The organism is Variovorax sp. Sphag1AA (assembly GCF_014192575.1).
Taxonomy (GTDB): Bacteria; Pseudomonadota; Gammaproteobacteria; order Burkholderiales; family Burkholderiaceae_C; genus Variovorax.
This window is the reverse complement of sequence record NZ_JACHYC010000004.1, coordinates 231085-246460: the sequence shown is the minus strand read 5'-3', so window position 1 is coordinate 246460 and position 15376 is coordinate 231085. Positions and strand designations below refer to the sequence as shown.

Below are 15376 nucleotides of genomic sequence, written 5' to 3'. Positions count from 1 at the left end.
GGTTCAGGCGCTCTGGATCACCGCCATGATGTTGCCTTCGCTGTCCTTGAACCACGCGGCCATCGCGCCGCCGTTGGTGACGATGCCATCGGCATCCTTGCCGGGCATGTCGTAGTTCTCGAACACCACGCCACGGCCTTTCAGCTCGGCCACTTCCTTGCGGATGTCCGCCACCTGCCAGAAAGCCTGGCTGGCCTGGGACGTGCCTGCGTTCGGTGTCGGATAGAGGAAGGCGCCGGTGCCGCCGCCGAAGTCGTAGTGCACGCCGCCCGCGATCTCGGCCTTCGGCTTGAACCCGAGCTTGCCTTCGTAGAACTGCCGGGCCCGTGCGAGGTCCTTGGCCGGGATGTAGGCGTAGAGAGGGGATTGCTGCAGCATGGCGCGTCCTTCGGAACGTTGGAACGCGCCATTCTTGCGCCGCGCGGCGGCCGGCGCGCGTGCAATTGCCGATGCACCCGACGTCAGTGGGTGGTTGGCGACCCCTGCTCATCCGTGGCGTCAGGCGTGCCGCCTTGGATGGAAATCGCGTCGTTCTTTGCCTCACGCCACCACGCGAGCAGTTGGTTGAAATCCCCGGCGAAGCCACGCCGGAGCAGTTCTTCCGCATAGCGCGAGCAGAAGGCCGCAGCCGCCATGTCCAGGATCGTGCGGCTCGCGGCTTGCTCGCAGGTGAGGTAGACGGTCTTCAGCTCAGCCACCTGGGCGCGCTGAGGATCCGCAAGTGTGGATTGGGACGCCACGCCGGCCAGCGTGGCCACCGAAAGGGAAAGAGCCCGAACGAGCTTCATGGCGTACCCCCTATGCGTCTGCTTGACCTGACCGCCTGTTGTTGTGGGTATCAGCATAGGCGTCCGATCGAGGACCTGCATCCCTCGGCCGAGGTAGCACGTAAGATCGGCGCTCCACACTCCCCGTCTCTGTCTTACATCCCGTGTCGCTGCTTTTCAAGTGCCTTCTTGGTGCCGTCGCGGTGCTTCTCATCGCGCTGCTGTCGAAGACGAAGAACTTCTATATCGCGGGCCTCGTGCCGCTCTTTCCCACCTTTGCGCTGATCGCGCACTACATCGTGGGCACCGAGCGCTCGGCGGCCGACTTGCGCACCACCGCGCTCTTCGGACTGCTGTCGTTGGTGCCCTACGCGATCTATCTCGCGGTGGTGTATTGGCTCAGCGTGAAGACGTCGCTGCCGGTCACGCTGATTGCGGCGACGGTGGCGTGGTGCGTGGGCGCGGCGGTGCTGCTCGGCATCTGGTCCCAGTGGACTTCCAGCCTGGGTTGAGCATTGGGCGCACAATGCGCGCGACACGGAGGAGTGCGCTCGCATGCCGTTCATTCTTCAACTGCTCGCTGACTACGGCTATCTGGCCGTCTTCATCGGCTGCCTGCTGGAGGGCGAGACGATCCTCATCCTGGCGGGATTCGCGTGCCACCACGGTCATCTCACGGTGCCCCTCACCCTGGCGGTCGCGGTGATCGGCGCTACGCTGGGCGATCAGCTCTTCTACTGGATTGGCCGCTACCGGGGCCCCGCACTGCTCGCGCGCCTGCCCGCGCTGGCGCGGCGTGCGGAGCGCGTCGCCGTCTCTCTGAAGCGCTACGACGCGCTGGTGGTCATGGGTGTGCGTTTCGTGTACGGATTGCGCATCGCCGGCCCCATCGCGATCGGCGCCATGCACATGCCCCCGCGCCGCTTTGCCACCTTCAATTTCCTCGGCGCGCTGCTGTGGGCGCCGCTCGTGGGCTCGGTGGGCTTCCTCTTTGGCTCCGCGCTCGATGCGTTGATTGGCGATGTGGAGCGGATCGAGCTGATCGGCACGGTGCTCATCGTCGGTGCTGCAATCGTCATCACGTTGGTCCGTCGATGGCGGCGGTCGCGGGCGGCCGCGCGCTAGCGTCCGACCCAGGAGCCAGACCATGAACACCCCGACGGATCTCGGCGGACTCGACGCGGCAGACCCGGCCGACCGTATGAGTGCGTACACCGCGCTCGTGATCGCGGGGCGTGTATCGACGCCGGTCTTTCTGCGCGGACTGGCGAGCGCGGATGCAGACGTACGCGAGAAGTCCGCCGAAGGGCTCGCCGAGACCGGCGACCCTGCAGCGGCCGATGCGTTGGCAGATGCGCTGTCGGACCCCGAGCCGCTCGTGCGTGGGCGCGCCGCGCAGGCGCTGGCTGCGATCGGCGACTGGCGCTCGCTCGATGCGCTGGTGCGCACCATCGACGACTATCCCGACGTGCTGCATACGCCGCACACCATCGCGACCTACGTGCTGATCGCACGTGGGCGCGATGTGCTGCCGTCGGTCGCGCCATTGCTCGACGCACCGAATCCAGTCACGCGGCAACGCGCGTTGCTGGTGGTCCAGACACTTGTCAGCGCTATGCCCGAAGCGGGCGACTGGACAACTCTGTGGCAATCGCTCGGCGCGTACGACCCGAACAGTCGCGACGACGCCGTGCGGGCAGCGTGCGCCGCGAAGTGGGCGCAATGGATCTCGGCGCGCTGCCCATAGAACGCACGGATGGGTCAGCCGCGGCGCGCGACGATCGGATAGGCGAATTCGCGACCCGTCATCGCGCGCGCGAAGAAGTAGTTTTGACGAGCGCGTTCCGGGAGTTCATCAAGGTTGACCTGCCCGGATGCATTGCATTCGAACGCCATGCAATAGCCCGGGTGATGGAGGGACTGGAAGCGAATCTCGAAGTCGCTTTGAGGATGAGAGCGAGTGAGCGAAGTCATGTGCGTCTCCTGGCCGCTATGCAGCAAAGTCTAGGAACGATTGCAGGCGATGGACAGTCAGGCCGGCGCAACGCGCGGGTCCGAAAAGGCATTAGTCCACGTCTTTGGCTGCAGATCGATTGACGCCAGTTGAGTGGCGTCACTGCCATCGATCAGCTGGGCAATTCGCGAGCGCAGTTCCAGCTCCGTGAGAGGCCATGAAAGAAAACCCAGCTCTTCGGCGAAGGAGGAGGGCATCCGCGAAGTGCCGGTGGTCGGCGGAGCCCACAGGAAGACGAAAGGCGCGCTGGGCGGCGACCGATAGCGCAGAACTTCCGCCTTCCTCAGTGCAAGGGCCGCGCTGCCTTCGATCACCGCCAGCACCATCTTGAAGTGGCGTCCGGCATGAAGGGCGTCGATCAGATCCTGCATCCGGCTGTAGGGGCGCGGCTCGATCCCGAGCGATCGGATGGTCTGCAGCCGTCGCATGCGCGTATAGATGTCGGTCGCGAACACCGCGACTCGATCTCTGGCCGGGTGATGGTGTTGCACCAATCCGCTTTCAATCATCGATGTATTCATGTCGAACCACCTCTCTCACCTTGAGCCCGCAGCGAGTCAGCGCGAGCTCATGGAGAGAAGTCTAGGAACGAAGAGAGACGATAAAAAGGAGTCCAGCCGCAACGCTGCTTTCCGAAAGTGCGTTGATTGCCGGCCTGTGACACAAGGGTCTTGAGCCGCCCCAACTTGACTCGACCCATGCAGGAAAGTTATAGTTCATACCCTTCGATCGGCACATCGCTGTGCTGATCGCTCACCTGGCACTACTCGCGGATGTTCGAATCCCGTCGCGGTCCAGGTTCTGGCCTCGTGTAGCGCAGGCCGCTGGCCGGAGTGTTCTGGCCCCTTTGTCAAGCCGTGCTCATCAAGCTGTGCCCCTCGACCAGGCCCGCAGCTTCGCATTGAAGCATTCGGCGGGCACTGGTCTCGTCTCCAAGTCGTTTCAGTGCCCGTCGGCTCCCGCTGAGGTTCGCCGGCGCTCGCATGCGACATCCGGATCTCATTGGCCGAGGGCATGACTTCGATCGCCCCCGTGGGGCGACTCCCTGTCCACCTTCCAACAAGGAGATCGGCCAATGGCCAAATCGATTCTCATCGACCACGTTTTCAAGGTTTTCGGCGACCAGCCGAACCAGGCACTGAAGCTGGTTCGCCAAGGGCTGTCGAAGAAAGAAATCCTCGCCAAGTCAGGACAGTCGATCGGCGTGTTCGACGCCACCTTCGAGATTCATGCAGGCGAGATCTTCGTCATCATGGGTCTTTCAGGTTCGGGCAAGTCGACGCTGGTGCGCCTGCTCAACCGCCTGATCGAGCCCACAGCGGGCCGCATCGTGATCGACGGTGCGGACATCAACAGGCACTCTGACGCGGAGCTTCGCGCGCTGCGGCGCAAGGACATCAGCATGGTGTTCCAGTCCTTCGCGCTGATGCCGCACATGACGGTTCGCGAGAACGCCGCTTTCGGTCTCGACCTCGCGGGCGTTGGCAAGAAAGAGCGGCTCGAGCAGGCCGAGCAGGCCTTGGCACAGGTGGGCTTGGCGGGGTGGGGCGAGAGTTATCCCGATGAACTCTCGGGCGGCATGCAGCAGCGCGTCGGTCTCGCCCGTGCGCTTGCATCCAATCCATCGATCCTGTTGATGGACGAAGCCTTCTCTGCGCTGGACCCGATCATCCGGTCGGAGATGCAGTCGGAGCTGCTGCGCCTGCAGCAAGTGCAGCGCCGCACCATCGTCTTCATCTCGCACGACCTCGACGAAGCGATGCGCATCGGCGACCGCATCGCGATCATGAAGGACGGCCAGGTCATCCAGATCGGCACACCGGACGAGATCCTGCGAAGCCCGGCCAACGACTATGTGCGCAGCTTTGTCCGCGGCGTGGATGCCGCGGCTGTCTTCAAGGCTTCCGACATCGCGCGCAAGTCGCTGACCATCGTTTCCGAGCACACCGATCGCGGTGCGCGTGCCGCGCTGAAGCTGCTGGAGGACCAGGACCGCGAGCATGCCTACGTCGTGAGCCCTGATCGTCGCTATCTGGGCACGGTGTCAGCTGATTCCTTGCGCGCAGCGCTCGATGGTCACTCGGGGCCGCTGGGACTTCGACATGCCTTCCTCGACGCATTGAACCCGATCGCGGCGGATGCACCCGTTGCCGGTCTCTTCGGACAAGTCGCGCAAGCCGCCTGCGCGGTGCCTGTCGTCGCAAGCGATGGCCGCTTCTGCGGTGCTATCAGCAAGACCACCTTGTTGAGCTTCATGGACCGCGACACGCCGCCGCTCGAAGCGTCCGGCGCCGTCATCCAGTCCGCCATCACCCAACCCGCCGTCGCGCAAGCGCTCTGACTTCGAAGGATCTTCAGCATGAACGACACCGCATTGCCGCCCGAACTCGCCACAGCGATCGACGCCGCCACGACTTCCACGCAGACGCAGACCTTCGTCGATCCCTGGCAGGCCATGTCCGCTTCGACGGATGCGTCTTCGAGCCTCTCCTGGCTCGATGCGCCAGTCGCTCCGATCCAGCCCGACGGGTTCCACCTGCATCGGCTTTGGGACGGGTCCTTGCCCATCGAGTCCTGGATCAACCAGGGTCTGGGTTGGGCCGTCGAACACTTCCGCCCTTTCTTCCAGAGCGTCCGGCTTCCGATCGACGGCACCCTGGCGTGGATGCAAGGCCTTCTTGGCGCCATGCCGACGCTGCCGATGATCGTGTTGATCGGTCTTCTCGCGTGGCAGTTTGCGGGCCGCACCATCGCGGTCGGGACCGTGCTCTCCCTGCTCGGCGTCGCGATGCTCGGCATCTGGCCCGAGGCGATGGTCACGCTGTCGCTGGTATTGACCTCGCTGGTCTTCTGCCTCGTCATCGGCCTGCCGCTCGGGGTTCTGCTCGCCAGCAGCGACCGCGCGCAGGCGTTGATGCGCCCGGTGCTCGACGCGATGCAGACCACGCCTGCCTTCGTCTATCTGGTTCCGGTCGTGATGTTGTTCGGTATCGGCGATGTGCCGGGCGTGATCGTGACCATCATCTTCGCGTTGGCACCGCTGGTGCGCCTCACCAGCCTTGGCCTGCGGCAGGTCCAGTCCGACCTGATCGAAGCGGCGCGGGCGTACGGTGCATCGCCCTGGCAGATGCTCGTGAAGGTGCAACTGCCACTGGCGATGCCGTCCATCATGGCGGGCATCAACCAGGCATTGATGCTGTCGCTGTCGATGGTGGTGATCGCTTCGATGATCGCCGTCGGCGGACTGGGGCAGATGGTGCTGCGGGGCATTGGCCGTCTGGACATGGGCCTTGCCACGGTGGGTGGCCTGGGCATCGTGCTCCTCGCCATCACGCTCGATCGCCTGACGCAGGCACTGGGTCGCTCGCGGCGCGGCGGTGCGCGGCGTTGGTGGCACACGGGCCCCGCGGGACTGGCCTTGCGCCTGCTGCAGCGCATCGTTGCCACGCCGTCCCACGTCGAGGCCGCGCCTCGTCCGTCCACGCAGGCGCGATGAATCTGCGGCCCAAAGACATTGGAGGAAACCAACGCATGAAAAGAATTCGCCTTTTCACCGGCATCCTGTGCGCAGTCGGACTGATGCTCCTGGGCTTCGGCGCACACGCAAGTGGCCCGCCGGGCAATGGAATCGTCGTGCAGCCGCTCAAGAGCTCGCTGGCCGAAGAGATGTTCCAGACGTTGATCGTGTCCCGCGCCCTCGAGCGACTCGGCTACACCGTCGCGCCGGTCAAGGATCTGGAGCCCGCCACCGCGCACCTCGCGATCGCCAATGGAGACGCGACGTTCATGGCCAATCACTGGGCGCACCTGCATGCCGACTTCTACAAGAACAGCGGCGGTGACGCGAAGCTCGTGCGCACCGGCGCCTATGCGGATGGTGCGGTCCAGGGCTACCTGATCGACAGGAAGACCGCGGAGCAATACGGCATCACGAACATCGGACAGTTGAAGGACCCTGCCATCGCAAGGCTCTTCGATACGGACGGCGATGGGAAGGCGGACCTCACCGGCTGCACGCCGGGTTGGGGCTGCGAAAAGGCGATCGAGCATCACCTCGACACCTTCGACCTTCGCGATGTCATCACGCACAAGCAGGGCAGCTATGCCGCGCTGATGGCCGACACCATCGCGCGCTACAAGCAGGGCAAGCCGATCCTGTACTACACGTGGACGCCGTACTGGGTGAGCGCGGTTCTGCGGCCCGGGTCCGATGTGGTCTGGCTCGAGGTGCCTTCTCCGGCTTCTGGCGAAAGCGCTTCGGCCACCCGCCTGGCGACCCGCCTTCCCAATGGCAAGGACTACGGCTTTCAGGCAGATGAAGAGCAGATCGTCGCCAACAGGGACTTCATCGCGAAGAACCCGGCGGCCGGCAAGCTGTTCGAGGTCATGAAGCTACCGGTCGGTGACATCAACGCTCAGAACCTCCGGATGAGCCAGGGCGCCGGTAGCCAACAGGACATCGAACGCCACGCGAACGGCTGGATCCGTGCGCATCAGGCGTTGTTCGACAGCTGGATCGCCGCGGCACTAGGCGCTGCCGCGAAGTGACCTGCTCACTCGGCCAGTTCGTCCAGGATCGGGCAGTCTGGCCGATGATCCCCATGGCAGCAGTCTGCCAATCGCTCGAGCGTGCGCTTCATCGCCTCCATCTCCTCGATCCGCCGATGCAGGTCCTGCGCATGTGAGAGCGCGATGCGCTTCACATCTGCACTGGCGCGTTGCTTGTTTTGCCAGAGCTTCAACAGCTCCGCGATCTCTGCCATGCTGAATCCGAGATCGCGTGCGCGGCGGATGAAGCGCAGCGTGTGCACGTTGCTTTCCGTGTACTGCCGATAGCCAGCATCGGTACGCGCCACGCCGGGCACGAGGCCGAGCGACTCGTAGTGCCGCACCATCTTCGCCGACACGCCCGAACGCGCCGCTGCTTCGCCGATGTTGAAGGGGCCGCTCATTGCGCAATTCCTTTCCAGCGCCGGAGCAGCAGCGCATTGCTCACCACACTCACACTGCTGAACGCCATGGCCGCACCGGCGATGACGGGGCTCAGCAGGCCCAGGGCCGCCAGGGGGATGCCGACGACGTTGTAGGCAAAGGCCCAGAACAGGTTCTGCCGGATCTTCGCGTAGGTGCGGCGCGAGATGTCGATCGCATCGCTCACCAAGGCCGGGTCGCCGCGCATCAGCGTGATGCCGGCCGCGTGCATCGCAACGTCGGTGCCGGTGGACATCGCGATGCCGACATCGGCCGCTGCCAGTGCCGGCGCGTCGTTGATCCCGTCGCCAACCATCGCAACGCGTTCGCCGTCGCGCTTGAGCTGGGCGACGATCGCGGCCTTGTCTTCGGGCAGCACTTCGGCGCGCACGGTGTCGATCTTCAGCGCGCGCGCAACGGCCTCGGCGCTGCCGCGGTTGTCGCCCGACACGAGGGCGGTGCGGATGCCCTGCGCATGAAGTTGCGCGATGGCGCGGGCGGCACTGGGCTTGGGCGTATCGCCGAAAGCGAGCAGGCCGATGAGGACCGGTCGGTCGCTCACGTCCGCCAACCACGAGACGGTGCGGCCTTCCGATTGCAGCTGCGACGCACGTGCATCGAGCTTGCCGAGCGGCACCGCGAGTTCGCGCATGAATCGCGTGCTGCCGAGGCGGAGTTCCCGTCCTTCGACACTCGCCGACATGCCGCGACCCGCGACGGCACGCACCTCCGTAGCGCGAGGGATGTCCACACCGTCGTCCTTCGCTGCGGCCAGCACGGCGCGCGCGAGTGGATGCTCGCTGCCCGACTGGATCGCCGCACTGGCGCGCAGAAGCGCCGTCCTGTCGCTGTCGATTGCTTCACAGGCCACCAGCACCGGCCGGCCTTCGGTCAGCGTGCCGGTCTTGTCGAACGCGACGGTCTTGATGCTGTGCGCGACTTCGAGTGCCTCGGCATCCTTGATGAGCACGCCGTGCCGCGCGGCGACACCGGTGCCGGCCATGATCGCGGTCGGCGTGGCAAGGCCCAGTGCGCAAGGGCAGGCGATGACCAGCACCGCGACTGCGTTGAGGATCGCCGCTTCCCAGTTGCCGGTGCCAATGCCCCAGCCCAGGAAGGTGAGGATCGCAATGCCGATGACCACCGGCACGAAGACGCTGCTGACTTGATCGACCAGCCGCTGGATCGGCGCTTTCTTCGCCTGCGCTGATTCGACCAGCCGCACGATGCGGGCGAGCGTGGATTCGGCGCCCACGGCCGTGGTCCGCACCACCAGCAGGCCCTGGCCGTTGACGGAGCCGCCGGTCACGGCATTGCCCACGCCTTTGGAGACAGGCAGGCTTTCTCCGGTGATCAACGATTCATCGACTTCGCTCGCGCCTTCGATGACTGTCGCATCGACCGGCACGCGCTCGCCCGGGCGAATGACGACGAGGTCGTCGATCTTCACCTTGTCGAGCGCCACGTCCTGCTCGACGCCGTGGCGCCGAACGCGCGCGCGCTCGGGGCGCAATGCGTTCAGCGCCCGGATGGCCTCGGTGGTCTGGCGCTTGGCGCGGGTTTCGAGCCACTTGCCGAGCAGCACCAGTGTGATGACCACGGCCGACGCTTCGAAATACAGGTGCGGCATGCCGTGGTCGCCGTGCGAGACGAGAAGGTAGACGCTGAGCCCGTACGCGGCAGAAGTGCCGAGTGCCACCAGCAGGTCCATGTTGCCGGCTCGCGCCTTGAGCGCCTTCCACCCCGAGCGATAGAAGCGGGCGCCCAGCCAGAACTGCACGGGCGTCGCAAGCGCGAACTGCACCCAGCCATCGAGCATCCAGTCCTCCCCGAAGAGCAGACCAAACATCGGCAACACCAGCGGAACCGAAAGGAGCGCGGCGGCGATCACCGGCCATGCGTCGTTGCGGCCTCTTCTCGTCGTTGCCGCGCCGGATGTGGGCGCTTCGCCCGAAGCGGCTGCGGGTTCTTCGCCGACGCTGTACCCGGCCTTCTCGACCGCGGCGCGCAGAACGTCTCGCGCGACCGAGCCGTCGGTGCGGACGGTGGCCGCCTCGGTGGCGAGGTTGACGCTTGCCTCGGTGACGCCGGGAACGCCGGCAAGCGACCGTTCGACGCGCGCGACGCATGACGCACAGGTCATGCCTTCGATCGGGAGTGACCATTCCTGCGGGGCGGAGGTCGATGCGGGGGAAAGCGCGAGGCTGGGATTCATGTTGACCATATGGGGCGCAGTTTCAACCTTTCCATCATGGGAGGGTCAAGCGCCGCAAAATGGCTAGAAATGCCGACCTTTCGTACTACTTCGATCGGCCTTTTGTATTTATGTGTTACATAAAGTATGCTTTCCCGATTCCTGAAGGAGCAAGACATGGGCGCCAGCCATATCGACAAGATGTCGTCCACGATTTCTGAGTGCCGGATGTGGGTGGACGATCCGGCTGGTTTTTCGACAGGCAAGGTGGGCCGGCTTCATCACGACTACCACCGCCATCCGCTGTTCCAGTTGCCCGAACTCGAAGCGCTCGCGAAGGAACTCTCGCCGCTGAAGCAATGCCGCTTCGTCCGGCCGGGCATCACCCAGGGGTCGGCCTTCGCCCATGACAGCGTTCCGCCGGACGGGCGCAGCATCGAAGACGTCTTCCGGCGGATCGAGGAACCAGGCTCGTGGATCGCGCTGTACGACGTCGAGGTCATCCCGCGCTACAAGGAGCTGCTGGACCACATCCTCGGCAACGTGCGCGAGGTCATCAAGCGTGAGCAGGGCGAGATGTTCCAGGTGACCGGCTTCATCTTCATCTCTGCGCCGCCGTCGGTGACGCCCTTCCATATCGATCGCGAGAACAATTTCTGGCTGATGCTGCACGGCCGCAAGGTGCTCAACGTGTGGGACCACAGCGACCGCACGGTGGTGCCGATCGAGTCGGTGGAGGATTTCATCGTCGCGCATTCGCTGCGCAAGGTGAGGCTCAAGGACGAGTACCGCTCACGCAGCCACGAGTTCGATGTGCGCGCCGGGGACGGGGTCTATTTCCCGAGCACGTCGCCCCACATGACGCGGTCCGACCCGGAATGGACCTCTCCCGGCGATCGCGTGGCGATTTCGATCGGCGTCAACTTCTACACGCCGGTCACGCGCCGCGCGGCGCAGGTGCACCAGATCAACCGCGTGCTGCGGAAGTGCGGCCTGTCGCCCGAGGGGCCTGGCCAGTCTGCAGCTCTTGATGCGATCAAGGCGCCGATCGGCAAGGTGACCGGTATCGCGCGCTCGCAGCTGGCGCGCGTCCTGCGCCCGATCCTGCACAGGGGGACGGGCAACTACAAGCCGCCGACCGGCTCGTACTGAGCCGATCGCGCGAGCGCTTTACTGGCGCAGCATGTCGCGTGCCGTCACCGGCGGCGCGTCGTTGCCCCATGAGCCGCGGACATAGGTCAGCACGGCAGCCACGTCGCTGTCGTCGAGGACGATCCTGAACGGCGGCATGCCGTAAGGACGCGGGTTGCCCGCCGTGGTCGGCAGGAACCCGCCGTGCCGCACGATCTGGATCAGGTTCACCGGCGAATTCATCAGCACCGCACGATTGCCCGCCAGTGGCGGATAGGCCCCGACCGCGCCCTGGCCCTGGTCGCCATGGCAATACGCGCAACGCTGGTCGAAGATGCGCTGGCCGTGCTCCATCACGCGCACGTCGCGCTTGGGCGAAGTCGTCGATGCGACCGCGGCCGACGTGCTCGGCAACTCCCTGAGGTAGCTGGCCATGGCAAGCAGGTCGGCCTCCTTCAGATGCTGCGTGCTGCCGTAGACGACGTCCGCCATCGGCCCCATCACCGAGCCGCGCTCGGAGCGGCCATTCTTGAGCAGCTCGACCACGTCATGCGGCGCCCATTCGGCCACGCCGGCCTCGCGGTTCGATGTGAGCGACGGCGCATACCAGTTCTGCACCGCGATCAGCCCGCCCGACAGGCCGAGCTTTTCCTGCGTGGCGCCAAGCACGTTGCGCGTGCCGTGGCATGCGATGCAATGGCCGAGGCCCTCGACCAGGTAGGCACCGCGATTCCATTCCGCCGACTTGTTGGGGTTCGGCTCGAAGCTGCCCGCCGTGAACGAAAGGGCCCGCCACACGGCAAGGGCCGCCTGCATGTCGTACGGAAAACGCAGCTCATGCGGCCGGTTCGGCGTCGGCGAGGGCGGCACGGTGCGCAGGTACGCGAAGATGGCATCCGAATCCTCGCGCGTGACGCGGGTGAAGTTCGGGTACGGAAAGGCCGGGTACAGCAGCCGCCCATCCTTCGACCGCCCGTTGTGCAGCGCACGCCAGAAGTGATCGGAGTTCCAGCTGCCGATCCCTGCGTTGGGGTCGGGCGTGAGATTGCTCGCGAAGACCGTCCCGAAAGGTGTCTCGATGCCGACCCCGCCGGCGTAGGGCGCGCTGCCCAGTGCCGAATGGCAGCCCGCGCAATTTCCGGCCAGTGCGAGGTAGCGGCCGCGTTCGACGAGCTCGGGCGTGGAGTTGAACGCAGTCGGAGGATCGGGCAGCTTGGTCTCGCCGCGCAGGTTGAGGCCAATGATGACGAACGCGGCAAGGATGCCCAGCGTCGCAAGGAAGATCAGCACGTAGAGAAGACGTCGCATGGCGGCTCGGCGGGCTTAGTTGTTGAGCGCGCTGCACGCCATCGGCACCGGACTCGGCGGCGCAGCGATGGGCTTGGGATCCGCGGGCATGGGCTGCATCGCGAGCCAGCTCGCGACCGCGTTGATGTCGGCGGCGGTGAGCTTGCGTCCGACCTCCGTCATGCAATCGGGCGCGAGTGCGTGCCGGTCGTCCGTAAGCCAAGCGCCGAGCTGAGAAGAGAGATAGAGCCGCGGCAGGCCCACGAGCGCGGGGATGCCCGGCAGCACGCCGGTCAGCGCCTCTCCATGGCAGCGCACGCAGGCCGGGATGTTGCGACCCGGATCGCCTTCGAACACCAGCGCCTTGCCGCGCGCGAGCATCTCGGGCGTCGCGTCTGTCGTGGTGGGTGGCGGGGGGTAGGGCAGCTGGATCGACGCGAAGTAGTCGGCGATCTCATGCAGGTAGGCATCGGACATGTGCCGCACCATGTGCGTCATGTCGGAATTGAGGCGCCGCCCATCGCGGAAGCTCTGGAGTTGGTTGAAGAGATACGCCGACGGCTTGCCCGACAGGCGGGGAAAGTAGCCTGCCTCGGTGCTCGATCCCTCGCGGCCATGGCATGCGATGCAGGCCGCCACACGCTGCTCGATCGTGTCGGGAACGTGCCCCGGCGGTTGTGCCGCGAGGCCCGGTGCCGCCGACAGTGCGCAGGCGGCAAGCAGGCCCGCCATGCCGAGGCGGCGCAGGAATCGTGGGTTCTTCTTCATTCGTGCCGAGCGTAACCCGCCGACGGAAATCGCGACAGCCCCGCGCGGCCGACGCGGGAGCATGCGCGCTACAGTGCCCGCATGCGTACACGCTTCGTGATGATGACCGGCTGGCAGCGTCTGCTGTCCGGCGCGGTGGTGGGTCTTGCAGTGGGCCTCGGGCTCCGGTTCTTGCCATGGCGCCTCGACGGCGTTGCGCGTGGTCTGATCGGCTGGTGCGTGGGGTCGGCGGCGTACCTCGTGCCGGCATGGTGGCTGGCCGAGGTTTCCGACGCGCAAGGGACGCGCCGCAGGGCGCAGGCGCTCGACCAGCCTCGCGCGTCGATCCTCGCGGTGATGCTGATCGCGGTCGGCGTCAGCGTCGGCGTGATTGCGATGCTGCTTCAGCGCGTGCCGCAGCTATGCGGTACGCAACGTCTCGGTCATATCGCGTTGGGGCTGCTGGCTCTTGCATGCTCGTGGCTGCTGATCCACACGATCTACGCCTTCCACTACGCGCATCGCTACTACCAGGCGGCGCCCGGCAACAAAGGTCATCTGGCGGGGCTCGACTTTCCCGGCAAGGCCGAGCCCGACTATTTCGACTTTCTCTACTACAGCTTCGTGGTCGGCATGACCTCGCAGGTCTCCGACGTGCAGGTGCTCTCGCGCGAGATGCGGCGGCTCACGCTCGTCCATGGCGTGTTGGCCTTCGCCTTCAACATGCTGGTGCTCGCCTTGTCGATCAACGTGGTGGCGGCGGCGATGCAGGATTCACCGACGCCGTCGGGCGGCTCAGGCGCTGCGTCTTCCACCACCCAGCTTGACCAGACCTGTCGATAGCGCCACGCCGCAGACGATCACCACGGCGCAGATCAGCATCCATTGCGTGATCTCCTCGCCTAGAAACACCGCGCCATAGAACACCGCAAAGACGGGCACCAGAAAGGTCACGGTCAATGCGCGGGCGGGACCGGCGTGCTCGATCAAACGGAAGAACAGGATGTAGGCCAACCCCGTGCAGGCGATGCCCACGGCCGCCAGCGCCATCCAGGCACGAAGGCTCGGCATCTGGGCGGGCCAGAGCCACAGGGCGGGCACGGCGAGCGCGAGCGTGGCGCCGATCTGGCTGCCGGTGGCGGTCGCGAGTGCGGGCACACCCACCAGATACTTGCGCGTGAGGCTCGCTGCAAAGGCATAGCAGATGCATGCGGCGAGGCATGACGCGATCGCCCACCGCGCTGCACCTTCGTTCGCGCCCGAGTGGAAGCCCGCCCCGCGCCCGGCGAGCATCGCGACGCCGATGAAGCCGATCACCAGGCCAACGATGCGCGAGCGGTCCGGTCGGTCGCCGAACCATGCCCACGCGACCAGCGCGCCGAACATCGGCACCGTGGCGTTGAGCACGGCGGCGAGCCCGCTGTTGATCGTCAACAGTGCGAACGCGAAGAACGCGAACGGCATGCCGGAATTGAGCACGCCGACCCCAAGTGCCGGCTTCCAGTACTGCCGGAGCGACGACCACTGGCCGCGCATCAGGAGCAGCGGCAGCAGGAAGATTGCCGCGATCCCCACGCGAACGGCGGCAGTCGGCAGCGCCCCGAACTCCGCCGCGCCGATGCGCATGAAGAGGAAGGATGCTCCCCACAGCGCACCGAGCAGCAGCAGGTCGACAAGCCAACGCCGGCTGGCCCCCTGCGGCCTGGATGGAGGAGGTGATGCCTGGATGGGAGCTGCTTCGTTGGCCGCGTATTCGACGTCGCTCATGGATGGGCGCCTTCGAGTTCGAGCAGTGCGCTCTTGCGCTCGAGTCCGCCCGCATAGCCGGTCAGCGAACCATTCGATCCGACCACGCGATGGCACGGCACGATCACGCTGATCGGATTGCGGCCCACCGCCGCACCCACTGCGCGCACGGCAGCAGGCTTGCCGACCCCGGCGCTGAGGGCGCCGTAGCTGGTCGTCTGCCCTGTCGGAATAGCAAGCAACCCCCGCCACACGGATTGCTGGAACGCGGTGCCGTGCGAGAGGTCGAGCGGCAGATCGAAATGCTGCCGCCGGCCGGCGAAGTAGTCGTCGAGTTGCGTGGCCGCTTCGCGCAGGATTGGATGGTCGTCATCGCGCAGCCAGCCCGTCATGTCGGGCAAATGGCGCTGGCGGTCGAACCAGACGCCGGCCAGTCCCTGGTCGGTCGCAGCCAGCGTGATGCCGCCGAGCGCGCTGTCGAAATGCATGGAATGGATGGTGGAACTCTTGAATTTCATG

The 15376-nt window shown here is 65.7% G+C and carries 18 protein-coding genes; 8 read left to right on the top strand and 10 right to left on the bottom strand.

The window, feature by feature from the left end; all coding sequences use genetic code 11:
• Positions 1 to 3: 3 nt before the first annotated feature.
• Entirely contained in the window at positions 4 to 378 is a 375-nt protein-coding gene (locus FHW64_RS17220; protein WP_184528377.1) for a VOC family protein, read from the bottom strand.
• Between the two features lie 83 nt (positions 379 to 461).
• The gene (locus FHW64_RS17215) at positions 462 to 788 is read right to left on the bottom strand and encodes a hypothetical protein (RefSeq protein WP_184528375.1); all 327 of its coding nucleotides are present in this window, start codon (positions 786 to 788) and stop codon (positions 462 to 464) included.
• Positions 789 to 931: 143 nt separating this feature from the next.
• On the opposite strand from FHW64_RS17215, the gene FHW64_RS17210 reads away from it, so the two are divergent.
• The 3 genes from FHW64_RS17210 to FHW64_RS17200 are packed head-to-tail and all read left to right on the top strand — an operon-like array spanning position 932 to position 2514.
• Complete coding sequence (locus tag FHW64_RS17210; protein ID WP_184528373.1) at positions 932 to 1279, top strand: GlpM family protein; 348 nt, start codon at positions 932 to 934, stop codon at positions 1277 to 1279.
• Positions 1280 to 1322: 43 nt separating this feature from the next.
• Positions 1323 to 1892 (top strand): DedA family protein, encoded by a 570-nt coding sequence (locus FHW64_RS17205; protein WP_184528371.1) that lies wholly within the window; start codon positions 1323 to 1325, stop codon positions 1890 to 1892.
• A 22-nt stretch (positions 1893 to 1914) separates the two neighbouring features.
• Positions 1915 to 2514 (top strand): HEAT repeat domain-containing protein, encoded by a 600-nt coding sequence (locus FHW64_RS17200; RefSeq protein ID WP_184528368.1) that lies wholly within the window; start codon positions 1915 to 1917, stop codon positions 2512 to 2514.
• Between the two features lie 14 nt (positions 2515 to 2528).
• Here the strand turns inward: FHW64_RS17200 and FHW64_RS17195 are convergent, their stop codons facing one another.
• Positions 2529 to 2741 (bottom strand): hypothetical protein, encoded by a 213-nt coding sequence (locus FHW64_RS17195; RefSeq protein ID WP_184528366.1) that lies wholly within the window; start codon positions 2739 to 2741, stop codon positions 2529 to 2531.
• Positions 2742 to 2798: 57 nt separating this feature from the next.
• Positions 2799 to 3302 carry a hypothetical protein gene (locus FHW64_RS17190; protein WP_184528364.1) on the bottom strand — a complete coding sequence of 168 codons (504 nt, stop codon included), beginning with the start codon at positions 3300 to 3302 and terminating at the stop codon, positions 2799 to 2801.
• Positions 3303 to 3856: 554 nt separating this feature from the next.
• Between FHW64_RS17190 and proV the strand changes: the two genes are divergently transcribed.
• From proV to proX, 3 genes are read left to right on the top strand one after another with little or no spacing between them, the layout of a single operon-like run.
• Entirely contained in the window at positions 3857 to 5122 is a 1266-nt protein-coding gene (gene proV, locus FHW64_RS17185; RefSeq protein WP_184528362.1) for a glycine betaine/L-proline ABC transporter ATP-binding protein ProV, read from the top strand.
• An 18-nt stretch (positions 5123 to 5140) separates the two neighbouring features.
• A complete protein-coding gene (gene proW / locus FHW64_RS17180) occupies positions 5141 to 6277 on the top strand; it encodes a glycine betaine/L-proline ABC transporter permease ProW (protein WP_184528360.1) in 1137 nt (378 codons plus the stop codon).
• A 35-nt stretch (positions 6278 to 6312) separates the two neighbouring features.
• Positions 6313 to 7329 (top strand): glycine betaine/L-proline ABC transporter substrate-binding protein ProX, encoded by a 1017-nt coding sequence (proX, locus tag FHW64_RS17175; RefSeq protein WP_184528358.1) that lies wholly within the window; start codon positions 6313 to 6315, stop codon positions 7327 to 7329.
• A gap of 5 nt (positions 7330 to 7334) precedes the next feature.
• On the opposite strand, the gene cueR is transcribed toward proX, so the two are convergent.
• Both cueR and FHW64_RS17165 read right to left on the bottom strand, forming a co-directional pair.
• Positions 7335 to 7733, bottom strand: a complete 399-nt coding sequence (gene cueR, locus FHW64_RS17170) for a Cu(I)-responsive transcriptional regulator (RefSeq protein WP_184528357.1) — start codon at positions 7731 to 7733, stop codon at positions 7335 to 7337.
• Entirely contained in the window at positions 7730 to 9976 is a 2247-nt protein-coding gene (locus FHW64_RS17165) for a cation-translocating P-type ATPase (protein ID WP_221210379.1), read from the bottom strand. The genes cueR and FHW64_RS17165 overlap by 4 nt, the downstream gene beginning before the upstream one ends.
• A 147-nt stretch (positions 9977 to 10123) precedes the next feature.
• On the opposite strand from FHW64_RS17165, the gene FHW64_RS17160 reads away from it, so the two are divergent.
• Positions 10124 to 11098 (top strand): cupin, encoded by a 975-nt coding sequence (locus tag FHW64_RS17160; RefSeq protein ID WP_184528353.1) that lies wholly within the window; start codon positions 10124 to 10126, stop codon positions 11096 to 11098.
• Positions 11099 to 11116: 18 nt separating this feature from the next.
• Here the strand turns inward: FHW64_RS17160 and FHW64_RS17155 are convergent, their stop codons facing one another.
• Positions 11117 to 12385 carry a cytochrome c gene (locus FHW64_RS17155; RefSeq protein WP_184528351.1) on the bottom strand — a complete coding sequence of 423 codons (1269 nt, stop codon included), beginning with the start codon at positions 12383 to 12385 and terminating at the stop codon, positions 11117 to 11119.
• Between the two features lie 15 nt (positions 12386 to 12400).
• Entirely contained in the window at positions 12401 to 13132 is a 732-nt protein-coding gene (locus tag FHW64_RS17150) for a c-type cytochrome (protein WP_184528349.1), read from the bottom strand.
• 81 nt (positions 13133 to 13213) lie between these two features.
• On the opposite strand from FHW64_RS17150, the gene FHW64_RS17145 reads away from it, so the two are divergent.
• Positions 13214 to 13954 (top strand): DUF1345 domain-containing protein, encoded by a 741-nt coding sequence (locus FHW64_RS17145; protein ID WP_184528347.1) that lies wholly within the window; start codon positions 13214 to 13216, stop codon positions 13952 to 13954.
• On the opposite strand, the gene FHW64_RS17140 is transcribed toward FHW64_RS17145, so the two are convergent.
• Both FHW64_RS17140 and FHW64_RS17135 read right to left on the bottom strand, forming a co-directional pair.
• Positions 13907 to 14878, bottom strand: a complete 972-nt coding sequence (locus FHW64_RS17140; RefSeq protein WP_184528345.1) for a DMT family transporter — start codon at positions 14876 to 14878, stop codon at positions 13907 to 13909. The genes FHW64_RS17145 and FHW64_RS17140 overlap by 48 nt on opposite strands.
• Complete coding sequence (locus tag FHW64_RS17135) at positions 14875 to 15375, bottom strand: methylated-DNA--[protein]-cysteine S-methyltransferase (protein WP_184528343.1); 501 nt, start codon at positions 15373 to 15375, stop codon at positions 14875 to 14877. Before FHW64_RS17135 ends, FHW64_RS17140 begins: the two co-directional genes overlap by 4 nt.
• Position 15376 lies beyond the last annotated feature (1 nt).